Annotated in this window: 16 protein-coding genes; 7 read left to right on the top strand and 9 right to left on the bottom strand. The window is 60.5% G+C overall.

Features of this window, described 5'->3' with window-relative positions:
* The first annotated feature begins 106 nt into the window (after positions 1–106).
* Entirely contained in the window at positions 107–1,021 is a 915-nt protein-coding gene (locus AOG28_RS09110; RefSeq protein WP_054556203.1) for a LysR substrate-binding domain-containing protein, read from the top strand.
* 694 nt (positions 1,022–1,715) lie between these two features.
* Here the strand turns inward: AOG28_RS09110 and AOG28_RS09100 are convergent.
* From AOG28_RS09100 to AOG28_RS09075, 6 genes are all read right to left on the bottom strand, one after another.
* Complete coding sequence (locus tag AOG28_RS09100; protein WP_082388599.1) at positions 1,716–2,180, bottom strand: RES family NAD+ phosphorylase; 465 nt, start codon at positions 2,178–2,180, stop codon at positions 1,716–1,718.
* Positions 2,177–2,629 carry a type II RES/Xre toxin-antitoxin system antitoxin gene (gene parS, locus AOG28_RS09095; protein ID WP_054556201.1) on the bottom strand — a complete coding sequence of 151 codons (453 nt, stop codon included), beginning with the start codon at positions 2,627–2,629 and terminating at the stop codon, positions 2,177–2,179. Before parS ends, AOG28_RS09100 begins: the two co-directional genes overlap by 4 nt.
* A gap of 32 nt (positions 2,630–2,661) precedes the next feature.
* Entirely contained in the window at positions 2,662–2,844 is a 183-nt protein-coding gene (locus AOG28_RS09090; RefSeq protein WP_054556200.1) for a hypothetical protein, read from the bottom strand.
* A gap of 53 nt (positions 2,845–2,897) precedes the next feature.
* Entirely contained in the window at positions 2,898–3,902 is a 1,005-nt protein-coding gene (locus AOG28_RS09085; RefSeq protein ID WP_054556199.1) for a methylenetetrahydrofolate reductase, read from the bottom strand.
* The gene (locus tag AOG28_RS09080) at positions 3,899–4,363 is read right to left on the bottom strand and encodes a methylenetetrahydrofolate reductase C-terminal domain-containing protein (RefSeq protein ID WP_054556198.1); all 465 of its coding nucleotides are present in this window, start codon (positions 4,361–4,363) and stop codon (positions 3,899–3,901) included. Before AOG28_RS09080 ends, AOG28_RS09085 begins: the two co-directional genes overlap by 4 nt.
* A gap of 152 nt (positions 4,364–4,515) precedes the next feature.
* Positions 4,516–5,397 carry a LysR family transcriptional regulator gene (locus AOG28_RS09075; RefSeq protein ID WP_054556197.1) on the bottom strand — a complete coding sequence of 294 codons (882 nt, stop codon included), beginning with the start codon at positions 5,395–5,397 and terminating at the stop codon, positions 4,516–4,518.
* Between the two features lie 114 nt (positions 5,398–5,511).
* Here AOG28_RS09075 and AOG28_RS09070 point away from each other — a divergent pair, with 114 nt between their 5' ends.
* From AOG28_RS09070 to AOG28_RS09045, 6 genes are all read left to right on the top strand, one after another.
* Positions 5,512–6,978, top strand: coding sequence for an aldehyde dehydrogenase family protein (locus AOG28_RS09070; protein ID WP_054556196.1), 1,467 nt, complete (start codon positions 5,512–5,514; stop codon positions 6,976–6,978).
* Positions 6,979–6,987: 9 nt separating this feature from the next.
* Positions 6,988–7,989: a membrane dipeptidase gene (locus tag AOG28_RS09065; RefSeq protein ID WP_200906767.1), complete on the top strand. Its 1,002-nt coding sequence runs from the start codon at positions 6,988–6,990 to the stop codon at positions 7,987–7,989.
* A gap of 119 nt (positions 7,990–8,108) precedes the next feature.
* Positions 8,109–9,725, top strand: coding sequence for a BCCT family transporter (locus AOG28_RS09060; RefSeq protein ID WP_054556194.1), 1,617 nt, complete (start codon positions 8,109–8,111; stop codon positions 9,723–9,725).
* A 1-nt stretch (position 9,726) separates the two neighbouring features.
* On the top strand, positions 9,727–11,526 hold the full coding sequence (locus AOG28_RS09055; protein ID WP_200906766.1) for a hypothetical protein: 1,800 nt from the start codon (positions 9,727–9,729) through the stop codon (positions 11,524–11,526).
* Positions 11,523–12,311 carry a DUF3726 domain-containing protein gene (locus AOG28_RS09050; protein ID WP_054556193.1) on the top strand — a complete coding sequence of 263 codons (789 nt, stop codon included), beginning with the start codon at positions 11,523–11,525 and terminating at the stop codon, positions 12,309–12,311. Before AOG28_RS09055 ends, AOG28_RS09050 begins: the two co-directional genes overlap by 4 nt.
* A 97-nt stretch (positions 12,312–12,408) precedes the next feature.
* Positions 12,409–12,792, top strand: coding sequence for a RidA family protein (locus AOG28_RS09045; protein WP_054556192.1), 384 nt, complete (start codon positions 12,409–12,411; stop codon positions 12,790–12,792).
* Between the two features lie 167 nt (positions 12,793–12,959).
* Here the strand turns inward: AOG28_RS09045 and AOG28_RS09040 are convergent, their stop codons facing one another.
* Genes AOG28_RS09040 through AOG28_RS09030 form a run of 3 tightly spaced genes read right to left on the bottom strand, consistent with a single transcriptional unit; the run spans position 12,960 to position 15,624 of the window.
* A complete protein-coding gene (locus AOG28_RS09040) occupies positions 12,960–13,172 on the bottom strand; it encodes a DUF2474 domain-containing protein (protein ID WP_054556191.1) in 213 nt (70 codons plus the stop codon).
* 11 nt (positions 13,173–13,183) lie between these two features.
* Positions 13,184–14,191 (bottom strand): cytochrome d ubiquinol oxidase subunit II, encoded by a 1,008-nt coding sequence (cydB, locus tag AOG28_RS09035; RefSeq protein WP_054556190.1) that lies wholly within the window; start codon positions 14,189–14,191, stop codon positions 13,184–13,186.
* Positions 14,192–14,208: 17 nt separating this feature from the next.
* Positions 14,209–15,624, bottom strand: coding sequence for a cytochrome ubiquinol oxidase subunit I (locus AOG28_RS09030; protein ID WP_054556189.1), 1,416 nt, complete (start codon positions 15,622–15,624; stop codon positions 14,209–14,211).
* Positions 15,625–16,195: the final 571 nt, after the last annotated feature.

Genomic DNA, 16,195 nt, shown 5'->3' with positions numbered 1-16,195 from the left:
ATGTGGGACATGTCGCATCGGGGGGGGCAATGCACCGAGCGAGTCTCACTGGTGGCCAATGACCTGTAAACTGGCTGTTTTTTAATTCGAGGTATTAGCAGAGTTTATGGCAAACATCGGCCGGCATGTGTCACCCAATCTATTGCGTGTATTTGAGGTGGCGGCTCGTCATCTGGCGTTCACGCGTGCCGCTCAGGAATTGCGCTCCACCCAGTCCGCCGTGAGTCAGCAGATCAAGGCGCTTGAATCCTCGTTGGGCGTCGCGCTCTTTCGGCGGGTGCATCGCGGGGTGCGTCTGACAGAGGCCGGTGAGGAGCTGTTCAAGGGTGTGACGGAAGGCTTCGATGTCATCGAGCAGAGCATCAATCATATTCAGCACCCGCAGACCTGTGGCCCGCTCAATCTGCTGACGGACTTTGCCTTCGCCAGTGCCTGGTTGATGCCGCACCTTACGGAATTCCGGCGCCTGAATCCGAGCATTGATGTGCGTTTCATGACCAATCAGGGCGTGTTGGATCACTCAATGCAGGAGATGGATGTCGCCATCCTGTTTCGAGGGGCTGATGACCCCCAGCCACGGCTGTTGCGCGAACGCGTCTTTCCTGTCTGCAGTCCGGCATTCCTGGAGCGGCACGGCCCGATCGAGAGCCTCGAGCAACTCAGCCATTTGCCCCTGCTCACCTTGACGGCGGAACAGGGCCAGGCCTGGATGGATTGGCCGACCTATCTCGCCGCGCAGGGCATTCATGGGGATGGCGGGCAACGCGAACTGACACTGAACAATTACCCATTGCTCTTGCAGGCCGCCGCCGCAGGACAGGGGGTCGCACTTGGCTGGCAGGGCCTGTGTGAAGAAGCGTTGGCATCGGGCGTCCTGATCGCGCTGGAGGAATTTGGGCTGAGTACCGATTGCGGGTACGCATTGATCGACGTAAATCCCGATGAGCACTCTGCGTCCAAACAGGCACTGATGGACTGGATCAAGGTGAGTTTTACAACGCCGGTAGCAGAGGTCTCATGAGAAGTGACGTGGCCCGTGTCGGTATTGATGATTGCTCCAAAGCAGCATGGCCCTCTCGGTAAGGCTACAAGCATTTTTGAAACCCGATCATTCGGCCTCGGCGACGGCGATAATGGATGTGTGGGTTACTATGCCCAAGCCTTAAACTCTCCGCCACGCAGCGTGATAGGCTGGTGCTCGGGGCCCCCCCCCCGACAGCAACGCCGGCTGGCCATGTCATTGATCCAGCTGCTTGCAGGTCAGCTCACTGTCGAGGGCAACCACAATGATGTCGCTTGTTACAGCCACCAGCGATTTGTCATCGCTAAGCAAAACCTAATCATGAATGCTATAGCCCAACATGCTGTCGCCCTTGGCTCGACAGAAGTCGCTGGCGCTGGGGTGAGGGATCAGGTGTTCGGTGGGGCCCAGGACGTGATCAAGTGCCGCATCCGCGTGGGTGGAAACCCGTCCCGAACCTCCCCAGCCATCAACGGCAGGGTATAGCGAGAATCGCTAGGCGACTGCCCCAGCATTTCGACTCCGCAAGGGGTAGCGTCATCATGTTGGAAGGGCAACGTCTCTCTCTCGAGTGCTGTGCAGGCAGACAGTGTCAGAGGGGCGAAGGAGCGAGGCAATAGCGCTCCTGACAGAAAGAAAGGGCAACACACGGCTTTCCCTATCCAAGGGAAGCGCTGACACGGAGGAGCGGGCACTACAGACGACGATCTGGAGTGAAATCGACCTCTTCGGCACCCTGGGCCAGCGCCAGAAAAGCGGGGTGCTCTGGATTAACGAGGTAGTTCGTTTCTCGGGGCGCGACCACACTCGGAACCGCCAGAACTAGGCTCGACTGTCCCTCAAGCCAGTCGTCACCGATCTCGGCTGTGGAGGGTGGCGCCGGCTCAGCTCGCCAATCTGCTGGCAGAACGTCCTCCGGGAGCTGCATTAGTACCTCCTCCCGGAATGTCACCTCCAGGAGCGCATACTCCTTCAGCAGTTGATTGTCTTCCAGGTGAACCATCACCTCGAGCATGGCCAATGACTCTGTGCTCGCGAGGTACACACAGGCCTTACCTTTGCTGTTCCAGCGCCCGCCGTACAGCCGAGCCCCTTCCCCATCAAAGGCTGTCTTTAGCCACTTCCGCTTAACGAGCCGATAACCGCGCACCACAGTCATGCAAAGACGCCATGCTCAAGCCGGCCGATCAGATCTAGAACGGCTTCGGCGCCAGCAGTGGTAGCCACCATCTCGACCGGTCGACGGCCCCCCAGCCCACGCACGGGGCTGAGCAACCATTCTTTCGCCTTCGCCTTGTCGCCTTCGAACAGGTCCACCGCGCTCTTGTACACCTCAGCGAAACGGTAAAGCCGATCGCCCTCGGCAGGTTTGAAGTAGCCAGTATCGGCACGACGCTTCAGGGTTGCCGGAGGAATGACCACATACCGTGCCAACTCCTTGCTCTCAAGCCCGGAGGCCTCGGTGAGCTTGGTATAGACTTTGTACGAGATGCCGGCACTCAGCGCTTCATGCAGCTTGGCTCCACGCGAGGGAAGACCCAGAACCCTCCAGAAGTCGTCCTTCCGAGCGGCTGGTTTTGGGCGATACTCTTTGATAGCGGCTTGCATAGCTCTCTCCCGTGACTTCATCTGATACCTATTCAGGGTATCAGATGATTCATTTGACAGCATCTCGTATCGTTTGTCGGCTTCCTGAGGTAGTACTGGCCGTAGGCCAAAACCTGAACAGGCATCAGGCAGAAGAACACGAACGCCGCCACCAGCCTCGCCAACGCGATATCGACAAGGGTGCCCGAGCGGATATCAATCTTGTTGTTGGTCATCACCCTGTCATTGCTTCCTGAAGTTTGACGCTATCAATCACAGGCTAGCGGGTTTACGGAGAAGGGGTTGGGCGAGGCTCGGGTGTCCATGGTATACGCGCCCCCAGAATGTCCGCGCGCTGGATGATCTCGGGCACGAAGGCTTCCTGACGATGCGCCATGATATGCACGCCGCTGACGCCCTCGATCTCACGCAGCTGCTGGATCATCTCGATGCAGATATCACGGCCCTCCGCCTTCTGATCCCGGGCTCCCTTCAAGCGCTTGAGCACGTCATCCGGGATATGCACGCCGGGAACATGGCGTCGCATCCACTCAGCGGTGCGTGCCGAGGCCAGCGGGCCGACGCCGGGCAGGATGAAGCATTTCTCCAGCAGTCCCAGATCACGGGCACGATGCATGAAGTCCTGAAAGCGCGGCAGGTCGAAGCAGTACTGTGTCTGGATGAACTGGGCGCCGGCGGCAATCTTCTTGGCCAGACGATGAGGGCGAAATGCGAAAGGCGGGGCAAAGGGATTGGCGGCAGCACCCAGAAATACCTTGGGGGCAGAGGTCAGTGACCGGCCGCTTGCGAAGGCGTGCTTGTCACGCAGTCCGGCGACGATTTCCAGCAGCGACAGGGAGTCGAGATCGAACACCGGCTTGGCCTCGGGGTGATCCCCGACCTGCACGCCATCCCCGGTCAGACACAGCAGGTTGCGGATGCCCAGCGCCGTAGCCCCCAGTACATCGCCCTGAATGGCGATGCGGTTTCTGTCACGACACGAGATCTGCATCACCGTCTCATGGCCTTCACGGGCCAGCAGGGCACACATCGCCACGCTCGACATATGACAGTTGGCACCTGAGCCATCGGTGGCGTTCATGGCATCCACATGGCCGGCAAACAACTGCGCGCGCGCATGCACCTCCTGTGGGTCGGCCGAGTCGGGCGGCGCCAGCTCGGCGGTGACGGCAAACTGACCGCTGCGAAGCACTCGCTCCAGGTGACCGATGTTGCCGTCGCGCTCGGCAGGTGGCAGTTGGGGGCTGTCGGGGATGGTGAGTATGGAGGTCATTTCAGGCTCTCTCGACGCTCAGCGGCTTGCCGGGCCACGCGCAGCCAGGATGAGGTGCCCTGCAGGCGATGGTCCACCGGCAACTGCACGATCTGGATCGCGTCGCTGTCCTTCATCCGCTGGCTGCCTTCCCAGGCTTCCACCCACACGCAGCGCGTGTCCGGTTCGACTTCACAGTTGCCATTCTGCATGACACCGCCGCAGGGGCCGTTGCGCAGGTGCTTGGGGCAGTTCATTGAGCAGGACATGCCGGTCGAACTCAGAATGCACTGGCCACACATCTGGCAATCAAACAGCAAGCCCTTGCAGGCTTGCTCCAGTCTGGCGACGGGCTTCTCGGCGCGTGCGTAACCGATGGACTTCCACAGCGGCTGTAGTTTGATGATCACCGGCTCGACAGCCTGATAGGTGAGCTCCAGCAGTCGCGCGTGACGTGCGGCCCACAGACGAATCGAATACAAGGATGTCTCCTGTCAAAACCTGGCGGGGGTAACGCCCTGAGCGTTTCAAAGCGTTATCTTCGCATGGCCGCCACCCGAGTCGACATCCCATGAGCGACAGCGTCACGATTGAAAGGCACAGGCCAAGGCTCAGGCGACGGGGCAGGAAGGGCTCATCGCTCGGCGCCGAGGCTTTCAATGATGAAGCTCTCCATGGCCTGTGCCGCTGGCGACAAGCTGGCGCCTTTGCGGCGAATCAGGCCCACTTCGCGACTGACCCGTGGTTCAGCGAGCTCAATGAACCGCAGGCGTTCATATTCCTGCGGAAACGCCAGGCGTGGCAGCGTCGTGATCCCCATCCCGGCGACCAGCGTGGCTGTCAGCGAAATCATGTTGGAGATATACAAGGCGTGCATCTCAAGCAGTGACTCGGCCGCTGTGCCCTGCAACAGCCGCGAGGTGCCATTGCCGATCAGGGATTCGGTCTCCAGTGCTTGCCATGTCAGGGTCTGTCGCTCGGCAAAGGGGTGATCGTCACGGCATACCACGCCGACTTCGTCATGAAACAACGGATGAAAGCGCAGTTCTTCCTCTACTCCCCACAAGCTGGTGATGCCGATATCGACCTGACCGCTGATGACTTGCTCGCGCACGAAATCGGCGTTGCCATCATGAAGGCCGACCTTGATCCCGGGATAACGACTGACGAACTCGGAGAGGAGTTTCGGCATCAGCCGGCTGGCCACTGAGGGCACCACTGCCATGTCCAGTTGGCCTGCCTCCTTGGCGGCGCGCGCCTGTAGCTCGCGACTCAGACGATCATGCTGATTGATCAGCTCCCGAAAGCGCGGCACGCAGTAGCTGCCATAGGGCGTCAGAGTCGCCTTGGCTCCCTTTTCAAACAGTGCTTCCCCCAGACGGTTTTCCAGCTCGCGGATGGCCATCGACAGGGCGGGCTGCGTGCGATGCAGATAACGAGAGGCAGCATGGAAGCCACCGTGATCTACCACTGCCAAGACATAGCGCAGCGGCGTGATCTTCAGCTCTGCGACCATTGCGTCGATCCTCTTCATGATGGTAAGGGAAATTTATCATAGGGTATTTATTATTGATTATCTTTATCTCTCTGGTCCTCCTAGTCTGTTGTCACCGCGTTCAAGGAGGTTTACATGTCACACCACACCACTACCGCCACTCACGCCGCTGCTCACGATCTCTACATCGATGGTCAGTGGGTCGCAGGTCAGGGCAGCATCGCCAATCTCAATCCGTCCGATACCCGTGATGTCATCGGCCATTATGCGCAGGCCAGTGTCGGTCAAGTTGCCGATGCCATCCAGGCGGCCAAACGCGGCCAGATACAATGGGCCACGTCAGGTCTTGAGCAACGTTATTCCGTGTTGATGGCCATCGGTGATGAGCTAATTGCCCGCAAGGCGGAACTGGGTGAGTTGCTGGCGCGTGAAGAGGGCAAGACCCTGGCGGAGGGAGTGGGTGAGGTGCATCGCTCCGGGCAGTTTTTCCATTACTACGGCGCTGAAGTGCTGCGCCAGATTGATGAACGCGCAGACTCTGTGCGCCCTGGTGTTGAGATCGAGGTCCGCCGGGAGCCCGTCGGTGTCGTGGGTGTGATCAGCCCCTGGAATTTCCCGATGGCGACTGCGGTCTGGAAGATTGCGCCTGCGCTGGCCTTCGGCAACTCGGTCGTCTTCAAACCGGCCAATCTGGTCCCTGCGAGCGCATGGGCGCTGACCGAAATCATCCATCGCCAGTCACTCCCGGCAGGCACTTTCAATCTGGTGATGGGCCCGGGCAGCAGCATCGGGGATGCGCTGATCTCCAGTCCTGACATTCATGCCCTGTCCTTCACTGGCTCTCTGGAAGTGGGCCGTCGAGTGGCGGCAGCCACTGCTGCCAATCTGGTGAAATGCCAGTTGGAGATGGGCTCCAAGAACGCCCTGATCATCGCCGATGATGCTGACATGGAGCTGGCCGTCGAGGCAGCCTTCAATGGTGCCTACTCAGGCACTGGCCAGAAGTGCACGGCATCTTCGCGGCTGATCGTGATGGAATCGGTCCATGACGAGTTCGTGGAAAAGCTAGCTGCGCGACTGTCTCAGGTACGTGTCGGTCATGCATTGGAAGAGGGCGTGCACATGGGGCCGGCTGTCGATGCCAGACAGCTCGAGTCCAACCTGTCCTGGGTGCAACGCGCGCAGGAAGAGGGGGCAACGCTGGTCTGTGGCGGCGAGCGTGTGGAATGCGCGACCGACGGCTATTTCATGAGCCCGGCGCTGCTGGTGGGTACCAGCAACGACATGGCTATCAATCGCGAGGAGATCTTCGGTCCCATCGCCTGTGTCATCAAGGTGAGCGACGCAGAAGAGGCCATCAATGTGCTCAATGACACGCACTTCGGGCTCACGGCGGGCATCATCACCAACTCCCTGAAACTGGCCAGCAGCTTCAAGGCGCGTGCCGAGACCGGCTGTGTGATGGTCAATCTGCCGACTGCGGGGACCGATTACCACGTGCCCTTCGGCGGACGTAAGGCTTCAAGCTTCGGGCCTCGTGAGCAGGGGCGATACGCGCGCGAGTTCTACACCATCGTGAAGACCTGCTACATCAAGGCGTGAGGAGGCCCCATGTCAAAGACAATGCTGACGATCGATGGCCTGCAGTATTCCAACTGGTCACGCGAGATATTTGAACAGATGCGTGAAGGCGGGCTGGACGCCGTGCACGCCACCCTCGTGTACCACGAGACGACGCGAGAGACCTTGTCGCGTCTAGGCGAGTGGAATCGCCGTTTCGAGGCCTGGCCTGATCTGATCATGCCCGTGCATGTGCCGCAGGACATCGCGGTTGCGCAGGCCAGTGGGCGTGTCGGCATCATCCTGGGGGCGCAGAACTGCTCCCCCATCGAGGACGATATCGACATGGTCGAGGTGATGCGTGACCTCGGGTTGATGATCATGCAGCTGACCTACAACAACCAGAGTCTGCTGGCCTGCGGGTGTTATGAGGCGGAAGACAGCGGGATCACACGCTTCGGACGCCAGGTGATCCGTGAGATGAATCGCGTCGGCATGGTCATCGACATGTCGCACAGCGCAGAGCGGTCCACGCTCGAGACGATCGAGATATCCGAGCGCCCCGTGATCATTTCCCACGCCAACCCGGAAAGCTTCCATCCGGCAAAGCGCAACAAGTCCGACAAGGTGCTCAAGGCCATCGCGGAGAGTGATGGGCTGTTGGGGTTCTCGGCGTATCCCTTCCACCTGCGCAATGGCTCCGACTGTACCCTGACCGAATACTGCGAAATGATCGCCAGAACCGCAGACCTGATGGGCATCGAGCACCTGGGGATCGGCACCGACCTGTGCCAGAACCAGCCGGTGTCCATTCTGGAGTGGATGCGCAATGGTCGCTGGTCCAAGGACATGGATTACGGTGAAGGCAGTGCCAGCAACGCTGACTGGCCGCGTCCGCTGTCCTGGCTGCGAGACAGTCGTGACTTCCCCAATCTGATTGCCGGTTTGCGCAAGGTCGGCATGTCCGAGGACGAAGTGGCCGGCGTCATGGGCATGAACTGGGTCGCGCTCCTCGAGCGCGCCGCGACCCGTCAGGAGACCGCGCCTGCCTGATCGCCGTAACGCTATGCCATGGCACCTGTGCCGAGCCAGGAATCCTCAGGGTATCGCTCGGCAACCAACAACCATAATAAATGCCTGCCAATGACGAGAGCTCGTCAGAGGAATGCCACATGACTTCATCTCGCAAGACCACGACGTCTGCCACGTCGGATGCGTTACCACAAGGTCAGTACCGCTTTGGTGACCCTGTCGTTCTGACCTGCAGCATCGGCTTCATACTGCTGTTCGTCGGCCTGTCCCTGTTTGATCTTGAAGGGGTCGCGCAAGCCATCAGTGCCGGCTTTGCCTGGACCGCCAGAACACTGGGCAGCTACTTCCAGATGCTGTTGCTGCTCACCTTCTTCATTGCCCTGGGGCTGACCGCTACCCCTGCAGCCAGTGCCCGTATCGGTGGCACGCGAACGCCTGAGCTATCCACCTTCAAGTGGGTATCGATCATCATGTGCACCTTGCTGGCGGGAGGCGGGGTCTTCTTCGCTGCCGGCGAACCGGTCTACCACTTCCTGGTGACGCCGCCTGCCTTTGATACCGAACCGGGTACTGCGAACGCCATCGCGCCTGCACTGGCGCAATCCTTCATGCACTGGGGTTTTCTCGCCTGGGCCATCCTGGGCAGCCTGACCGCCATCGTGCTGGCGCATGCCCATTACGACAAGGGTCAGCCCCTGCAGCCGAGAACGCTGCTGTATCCCGTGTTCGGCGAGAAGATCATGAAGGGCAAGCTGGGCGGCGTGGTGGATGCCATGTGCGTCATCGCCGTGGTGGCAGGAACGGTGGGCCCCATCGGTTTTCTGGCCACCCAGGTCAGTTTTGGCCTGCATGAGCTCTTTGGCGTGACCAATGACTATTCGACGCAGCTGAGCGTGCTGGTAGTGCTCGGGGTGATCTATGTGACCTCGGCCGTGACCGGCATCGACAAGGGCATCCAGATCATGTCGCGCTTCAACGTCTTCCTGGCGCTGGGCGTGGCAGCGGTAATCTTTGTCTTCGGGCCGACCCTGTTCATGGTCAATGCCTTCACCCAGGGCTTTGGCGAGTATCTGAGCTCGTTCTTCACCATGTCGACCATGACGGCACAGAGCGCTCCAGACTGGTGGATGCAGTGGTGGACCGTGTTCTTCTTTGCCTGGTTCCTCGGCTATGGCCCGCTGATGGCGATCTTCGTGGCGCGCATCTCCAAGGGCAGAACCATCCGTCAGATGATCCTGACCGTTGCCGTACTGGCGCCACTGGCCACCGCTGTCTGGTTCACCCTGCTGGGCGGGGCGGGCATCTTCTATCAGTTCACCGGCGTGATCGACCTCACCGAAGCACTCAACAACTTCCAGTTCGATGTCGCGACCCTCACCGTGGCGCAGGCATTGCCCGGCGGGACCGCAATGGCAGCTGCCATCCTGACGCTGACCACCATCTTCGTCGCCACCACCGGTGACTCGATGAGCTACGCGATCGCTGTCGTCAGTGCCGGACACGATGACCCCAGCCCGCTGGTGCGTGCCTTCTGGGGCATCAGCATGGCGTTGATGGCTGCGATACTCCTCTATATGGGGGCCGGTCAGATCAGTGCGCTTCAGCAGTTCATCGTCATCACGGCCATCCCTGTCTCGCTGGTGCTGCTGCCCTCCTTGTGGACAGGACCTCAATCAGCCTTCGCGATGGCACGTGCGCAGGGAATCACCAGCCAGCGGTCAGCCATGCCGGCCCCGGAAGACGCAGGAGAGCGTTGATATGTCTCGCAATCACCAGGGCGCGCGCCTCTCATCCACCGAGCAACGTCTGCGACTGCGGGCACCGGACGATGTGATGCAGCTGGAGCGTCTCGGCAGCCTGCATGCCAGTCGCCTGAGTTTCGTGAGAAGTCTGGTGCGCCAGATGGCACATGAAAAATGGAAGATCACCACGACCCGATTTGAACTGGGTGCCCTTGGTCACGGGGTGGCGATCTACTGCCTGCAGACGCCCAGCAAGCGCTATCACGGCGTCATATTTTCTCAGGCGCTTGAGGATTCCGCACGTTCTGACCGCGTCATCGCCGAGGCCTGGGATGTCACCTTCGGCGTAGTGGAGGGGGATGTGGATGATGCGCTTCTCGAGCAGATGGCGGCCAATGTGCCGTTGCAGGAAGCCGGGCGCCAGCATCCCAGACTGCTGGTCCTTTCGCGTGCCAATCGCAGCTTGCGTAACTTCGCAAGCTTCCTGGAGGCGCTGAGTGCAGGCCAGCAACCTGATCCTGAGTGGCTGACCCGGGTCGGCTATCTGTATCGAACTACGGCCGTCTATGGCAATGGCAAGTTCGGCATCGCGGACTATGACCGTCTCAAGGACAACGCGGATTTCCATCGGCCATTTTCTGCCCAGATGCTGGGCGTCTATCTGCTGCGTCACTTCTCGATCCAGCAGATAGAGCACATGGCCCGTGCCCAGGCACCCGAGACCGCCGCACCTCTGGCAACCTCATTGAAGCGCTATCTGGGCATCGGCAACTCCACCGGCCTCGGGATGGCGCCGTTCCTGATCAATCATCCGCAGTTGGTACAGCGCTGGGTGGAAAGCCGAGAACTGGCGCTTGCCGAGGTAACGGCACAGGCACCGGGAGAGCAGGAGCGTTCACGTCTGCTGGCACTCCTGAAGCGCGCCGAGACTCATCTGCGCCAGACGGTCACGGACGATCACGAGCAGACCCAGCGCAACCAGGCCACGGTGGCGTCGTTGCCTGAGCTGATGACCTGGCTCGAGCTCGTGCCGCTGTCGCCGGAGCTCTGGCAGGAGCTGATCGACTGGAGTCACCAGCAGCATGGGCTCGAGGCTCAGGAGCTGGTGAACACCCTGCTATTGGAACTGTACCCGAGCATCGTCGACCGCTATGAGGACCTGATGGCGGTGGAGGAAAGCCTGGAACTGACCCCTGACATGCCGCTGGTTCACCTCAAGCAGGTGATCGAAACGCACTACGACTGGGCGTTGCGCGTCGATTTTTCACTCGCCGAGAATCGCCACTGGTTCTGGTATCGCTCGGTCGAGAAGGAGGAGCCCCGTCTGGGAGTCCGCGACAGGGAGGCAGGTGCCGACAAGGAAATGAAGCTGGCGATTGCCCCGCGTGTCGCTGATACCCATGCGGCGATCAATCAGTACCTGGAAGATCACCCTCGTGCCTTGGTGGTGGAATTCCTGATCCAGTGCCCGCGTCACAAGGATATCGTTCGCCGCATTCAGAGCATGGCCAGCACGAGTTTCGGCGAGATACGCGCCAATCTGTGGGCGCGCGACATGAAGCCCATGCACCTGTTGCGGACCAAGTTGTCGTTCTTCGGTGCCAGTCGTTTCGATCCGAAGTCTGATCGTTGGGTGCGTATCACGCTCTTCCAGGGGGCTCCGCTGGTGGAGGAACTCAACGCCGAGCCGCAGGATCCTGTCGCATTTGATGATTGGAGCTTCCCGCTGGCTCCGCAGATTGCGCGCACGGTGCTGCCAGAGATGACCGCCGACCCTCGGCAGGGCAATACCACGACAGTGGGAGGAATGTCATGAAGGTCTCCTACAACGAGCTTCACGGACTGTGTCGCAAGGCCTTTCAGGCGATGGGCTTTGAAGACGGTGACGCCGGTGACGCCGCCGACATGGTGGCCTGGATGCAGCTCTATGAGCTGGAAGGGCTGGCGGCGCTCAATCGCGGACTGCGTTTCTTGCTGGAGGATACCGATGAGCGTCCGCCGGAGATCGTCTATGCCGATGGCGACCTTGCGGTACTCGACAGCCACGGTCACAGCGTATTGAAGAGCTCATCGCTGGCGCTGGAACTCGGCTTCGCCAAGGCACGTGCGCGTGGCCTCGCCGTCATCAAGATCCAGCATTGCCACAATCGGCAGCTGATCATGGGTTATCTGGCGCGCCTCGCGGGGCGCGGCATGAATGTCACCGCCTTCTGGCGCAACGCCCAGGATGTGGAAGAGGCGGTCGGCTGCCCCATGATCGAGCAGGTCGTGGGCTTCAGAGCCAACAGCTCGGTCCCCGAGATACGGGTCTATGCCGTGCGTGAAGTGCCAGAAGAAAATGAGCCCAATGATGGCATCACGCTGGTGATGGCCAACCATGTCGACCTGCTGCCATCCCTTCGCTCCGACTATGACGTCGACCTGCTGGCCTGTCATGAAGAGTCGAAGCTGCTCGCCTGTCGCCAACGAGCCATGCAGGAAGGCATCGAGGTGGATGACGAACTCTGGTCACGCCTGAAAGCACTCTCGACACGCCTGCTGGTCGAGGCAACGGAAGATTCTCGCAGTGGTGCCGGCGCCGGTTCCACCGACAACGACTGACCTCTCGCCTCTCAATACGTCCCATCATTCCATGATCCGCCGCTCTTGCGCCGGCGGGTCATGGAGTGCGGCATCGAAAGATTCTCGAGGAATACCCATGGTTCATCCCGTCAAGACCGATCTTTTTGCTTCTCGTGCACCCCTGTCATGGGCGAGTGTCGGCAATGGCATCCTGTTCACTGCCCAGATTCCGATCGATGCCGCCGGCAATGTCGTGGAGGGCGGGATTGCTGCCCAGACCCGCCAGACGCTGGATAATCTGATTCATACCCTGGAATGCGCCGGTGGTGACGCCTCCTCGCTGACTCAGGTGCTGATCTATGTGACTGATCGCGAGCACCTGGCGACAGTGAATAGCCTCTATGCAGAATATGTGCGTGAGCCCTATCCCAATCGGGCTGCCATCATCGTCTCCGGGTTTGCACGCGAAGAGATGCTGGTCGAGATGGTCGCCTATGCCGCACTGGAGGTTGATGTCTAAAGCCACCGGGATGCGGGTGAGGGAGTGTCCCGTCACGTTTGCGCCCTGCATTGACTGGTCATTGAGGTCCATCGGTTCACCAAGCCCCCAGGCCAACAAGAAAGACGCCGAAGCATTCGCTGCTCCGGCGTCTTTTTGTGTCTACGTCATGTCTTCTTTCACTGCTGTCAGGGCGTAAGGCCCGCGGCCTGCATGAAGCGTCGCAGTGCCAGAGAGACGAGTCCCAGCGCGCTGACGCTGCCTCCCCAGATCACCACCAGCCAGCCGATCTTGCTGAGCCAGCTTGCCGAGTGCGCGGGCGTCCCGGATGGCTCGCCGTCGAGTCTGGCGGTGGGGGCATGCAGTGGCGCTGAATGTGACTCGCGTGTCGGGGATGTCATGTCAGCACCTCTCAATGGTAGCCATCGGTATGACGGACCTTGCCCTTGAACACGAAGTAGCTCCACGCCGTATACACCAGGATGATCGGCAGGATGAAGAGCGTGCCGACGAGGGCAAAGCCCTGGCTTTGGGGCGGAGAGGCCGCTTCCCAGATCGTCACATGACCGGGAATGATGTCAGGCCACATGCTGATGCCGAAACCGCTGTAGCCCAGGAAGATCAAGGCCAGCACCAGCAGGAAGGGCTGGGCATGATATTCAAGGGCGACGGCGCGGATCAGCGCATAACCGGCCAGCACTACCAGCACTGGCACCGGCAGGAACCAGAACAGCTGCGGCAGCGTGAACCAGCGCTCGGCGATGGCGGGGTGCGCCAGCGGAGTCCACAGACTGACGGCCGCGATCATGATCAATACCCACAGCGTCAGCGGGCGCGTCAGGGCAAACATGCGCGCCTGGAGAATGCCTTCGGTCTTCATGATCAGCCAGGTGCTGCCGAGCAATGCATAGGTGAACAGCAGCGCCACACCGCAGAACAGCGGGAAGGGTGACAGCCAGTCCAGCGAACCGCCGCTGAAGTGAACCCCATCGAAGGCGATGCCCTGGATGTAGCCTCCCAGTGCGACGCCTTGACTGAAGGTGGCCAGCACCGAGCCGCCCACGAAGGCCTTGTCCCACCAGTGGCGGCTCGCGTCCGAGGCCTTGAAGCGAAATTCGAAGGCGACACCGCGGAAGATGAGGCCGATCAACATGGCGACTAGAGGAATGCTCATGGCTTCCAGCAAGACGGCGTAGGCCAGCGGAAAGGCCGCGAACAGCCCCGCGCCGCCCAGTACCAGCCATGTCTCATTGCCATCCCACACGGGGGCCACGGTATTCATCATCACATCGCGGTCCACCTTTTCCTCCACCCACGGGAAGAGAATGCCGATGCCCAGATCAAAGCCGTCCATGATCACGTACATCATCAGGCCGAACAGGATGATGCCCGCCCAGATGACAGAAAGGTCGATACCCATAGCGTTCATCGCTCCGGTCAGTGAGTGGTGCCGTCGAGAGATTCCTCGATGGCCGACAGTGGGCGGGAAGGTGTGCGTGGCTTGCCGGGGCCGCCGCTGGGGGCGTGGCTGTCATCACCCGCAGGCCCTTTCTTGATCAGCTTGAAGATGTAGTTGATCCCCGTGCCGAAGACGATGAAGTAGACCGTGACAAAGGCCGTCAGGCTGATGCTGAGGTGAACGGCGCTGTGGGCAGAGACGGCATCTTCCGTTCTCATCAAGCCGTAGATCACCCACGGCTGGCGGCCGACTTCGGTGGTGAACCAGCCCGCGAGTATCGCGATCAGACCGGCCGGCCCCATGGCGACGGCCAGCCTCAGCCAGCGCCGCGAGGTGAAGAGCCTGCCCTTGCGGGCCAGATAGACACCGGAGAGGCCGAGCAGAATCATCGCAAGACCCAGGCCGACCATCAGACGGAAGCTCCAGAACACGACGGTCGAATTGGGGCGGTCCGCGGCGGGGAAGTCCTTGAGCGCCGGTACCTGCTTGTCGATGTCATGCATCAACAGCAGGCTGCCGAGAGCCGGAATCTCGAGCGCGAAGCGCGTCTCTTCGCGTTGCATGTCGGGCACACCGAACAGGATCAACGGCGTCGGTTCCCCATGGCTGTTGTCCCAATGCCCTTCGATGGCCGCGATCTTGGCCGGTTGGTGCTTGAGCGTATTCAGGCCATGCATGTCGCCGACGAAGGCCTGCAGCGGGGCGGTCACCATCAACATCAGCACCGCCATGACCAGCATCTTGCGCACTTCCGGGGTGTCGCGTTTCTTGAGTAGCAGCCAGGCGGCGGAGGCAGCGACGAACAGCGAGGTGCTCAGGAAGGAGGCCAGTGCCATGTGGGCCAGGCGATAGGGGAAGGAGGGGTTGAAGACGATCGCGAACCAGTCGACCGGCACGACGATGCCATCGATGACCTCGTGCCCCTGAGGGGTCTGCATCCAGCTGTTGGACGACAGGATCCAGAACATCGAGACCAGGGTGCCGAGCGCCACCATGCAGGTCGAGAAGAAGTGCAGGCCGCGGCCGACGCGATTCCAGCCAAACAGCATCACGCCGAGGAAGCCGGCTTCAAGGAAGAAGGCGGTCAGCACTTCATAGGTCAGCAGTGGCCCGGTCACGCTGCCGGCAAAGGCCGAGAAACCGCTCCAATGCGTGCCGAACTGGTAGGCCATGACCAGTCCTGACACCACACCCATCGCGAAGTTGACCGCGAATATCTTCGACCAGAAATGATAGAGGTTGCGGTAGACCTGTGTGCCTGTCTTCAACCACATGCCTTCCAGCACCGCCAGGTAGCTGGCGAGGCCAATGGTGATGGCCGGGAAGATGATGTGAAACGAGATGGTGAAGGCGAACTGTATCCTGGCCAGGTCGATGGCCTCGGTGCCGAACATGGCAATGTCTCCTGAGTAGGCGGCAAGGGGGACGGCCCTGCCTGAATCTTCGCCGCTACTCTAGGGAGCCACCGGAAGCCATAACAGGCTCAGTTGTGCGAGAAAAAACCATATCAGTTGCGGGCTGAATCTTGGTTAGTCGTTAAATGCCCGTGAGCCAGTCATCCGGCCAGCCAGGTGGTATGGCGAGAATCCAGCAAGGCGAGCCAGACGGGCGGGCGCACTCTGATTGATGCCAGCACCCCTGTCAGTGTCAGGTGCTTGTTGTATCGTCCTTGGCGGCAGGCCCCGCCATGGCGGGGCCTGCCGCTTCCTTAAGGGGCGCGCGTGCGGCATCCGGGTATGCAATCAAGGTACGCAACAAGGTGCGACATCCAGACGTGGCAAGCGGCTGGCGCGCGAGTGACATGCGCCGCAAAAGGCTTTTTTCGCCCCCAGCGGATAACGCGTGAAGACTGTGTGGCAAGGCGGCCACAAGGACTGCGGCATTTGCGCGCACTCGTGCACACTCGTGCGCGCACATACTCAAGTCGCTCTTCGTAACTCGTATCTCGCACCTCGCATATCGTCT

The organism is Cobetia sp. UCD-24C, assembly GCF_001306765.1.
GTDB classification, from domain to species: domain Bacteria; phylum Pseudomonadota; class Gammaproteobacteria; order Pseudomonadales; family Halomonadaceae; genus Cobetia; species Cobetia amphilecti.
This window is presented reverse-complemented; position numbering and strand designations above follow the sequence as displayed.

Excerpts from the sequence above, each read along its gene's own strand:
- AOG28_RS09110 (WP_054556203.1), top strand. The coding sequence starts at position 107 with ATGGCAAACATCGGCCGGCATGTGTCACCCAATCTATTGCGTGTATTT.
- AOG28_RS09100 (WP_082388599.1), bottom strand. The coding sequence starts at position 2,180 with ATGACTGTGGTGCGCGGTTATCGGCTCGTTAAGCGGAAGTGGCTAAAG.
- parS (WP_054556201.1), bottom strand. The coding sequence starts at position 2,629 with ATGCAAGCCGCTATCAAAGAGTATCGCCCAAAACCAGCCGCTCGGAAG.
- AOG28_RS09090 (WP_054556200.1), bottom strand. The coding sequence starts at position 2,844 with ATGACCAACAACAAGATTGATATCCGCTCGGGCACCCTTGTCGATATC.
- AOG28_RS09085 (WP_054556199.1), bottom strand. The coding sequence starts at position 3,902 with ATGACCTCCATACTCACCATCCCCGACAGCCCCCAACTGCCACCTGCC.
- AOG28_RS09075 (WP_054556197.1), bottom strand. The coding sequence starts at position 5,397 with ATGGTCGCAGAGCTGAAGATCACGCCGCTGCGCTATGTCTTGGCAGTG.
- AOG28_RS09070 (WP_054556196.1), top strand. The coding sequence starts at position 5,512 with ATGTCACACCACACCACTACCGCCACTCACGCCGCTGCTCACGATCTC.
- AOG28_RS09065 (WP_200906767.1), top strand. The coding sequence starts at position 6,988 with ATGTCAAAGACAATGCTGACGATCGATGGCCTGCAGTATTCCAACTGG.
- AOG28_RS09060 (WP_054556194.1), top strand. The coding sequence starts at position 8,109 with ATGACTTCATCTCGCAAGACCACGACGTCTGCCACGTCGGATGCGTTA.
- AOG28_RS09055 (WP_200906766.1), top strand. The coding sequence starts at position 9,727 with ATGTCTCGCAATCACCAGGGCGCGCGCCTCTCATCCACCGAGCAACGT.
- AOG28_RS09050 (WP_054556193.1), top strand. The coding sequence starts at position 11,523 with ATGAAGGTCTCCTACAACGAGCTTCACGGACTGTGTCGCAAGGCCTTT.
- AOG28_RS09045 (WP_054556192.1), top strand. The coding sequence starts at position 12,409 with ATGGTTCATCCCGTCAAGACCGATCTTTTTGCTTCTCGTGCACCCCTG.
- AOG28_RS09040 (WP_054556191.1), bottom strand. The coding sequence starts at position 13,172 with ATGACATCCCCGACACGCGAGTCACATTCAGCGCCACTGCATGCCCCC.
- cydB (WP_054556190.1), bottom strand. The coding sequence starts at position 14,191 with ATGGGTATCGACCTTTCTGTCATCTGGGCGGGCATCATCCTGTTCGGC.
- AOG28_RS09030 (WP_054556189.1), bottom strand. The coding sequence starts at position 15,624 with ATGTTCGGCACCGAGGCCATCGACCTGGCCAGGATACAGTTCGCCTTC.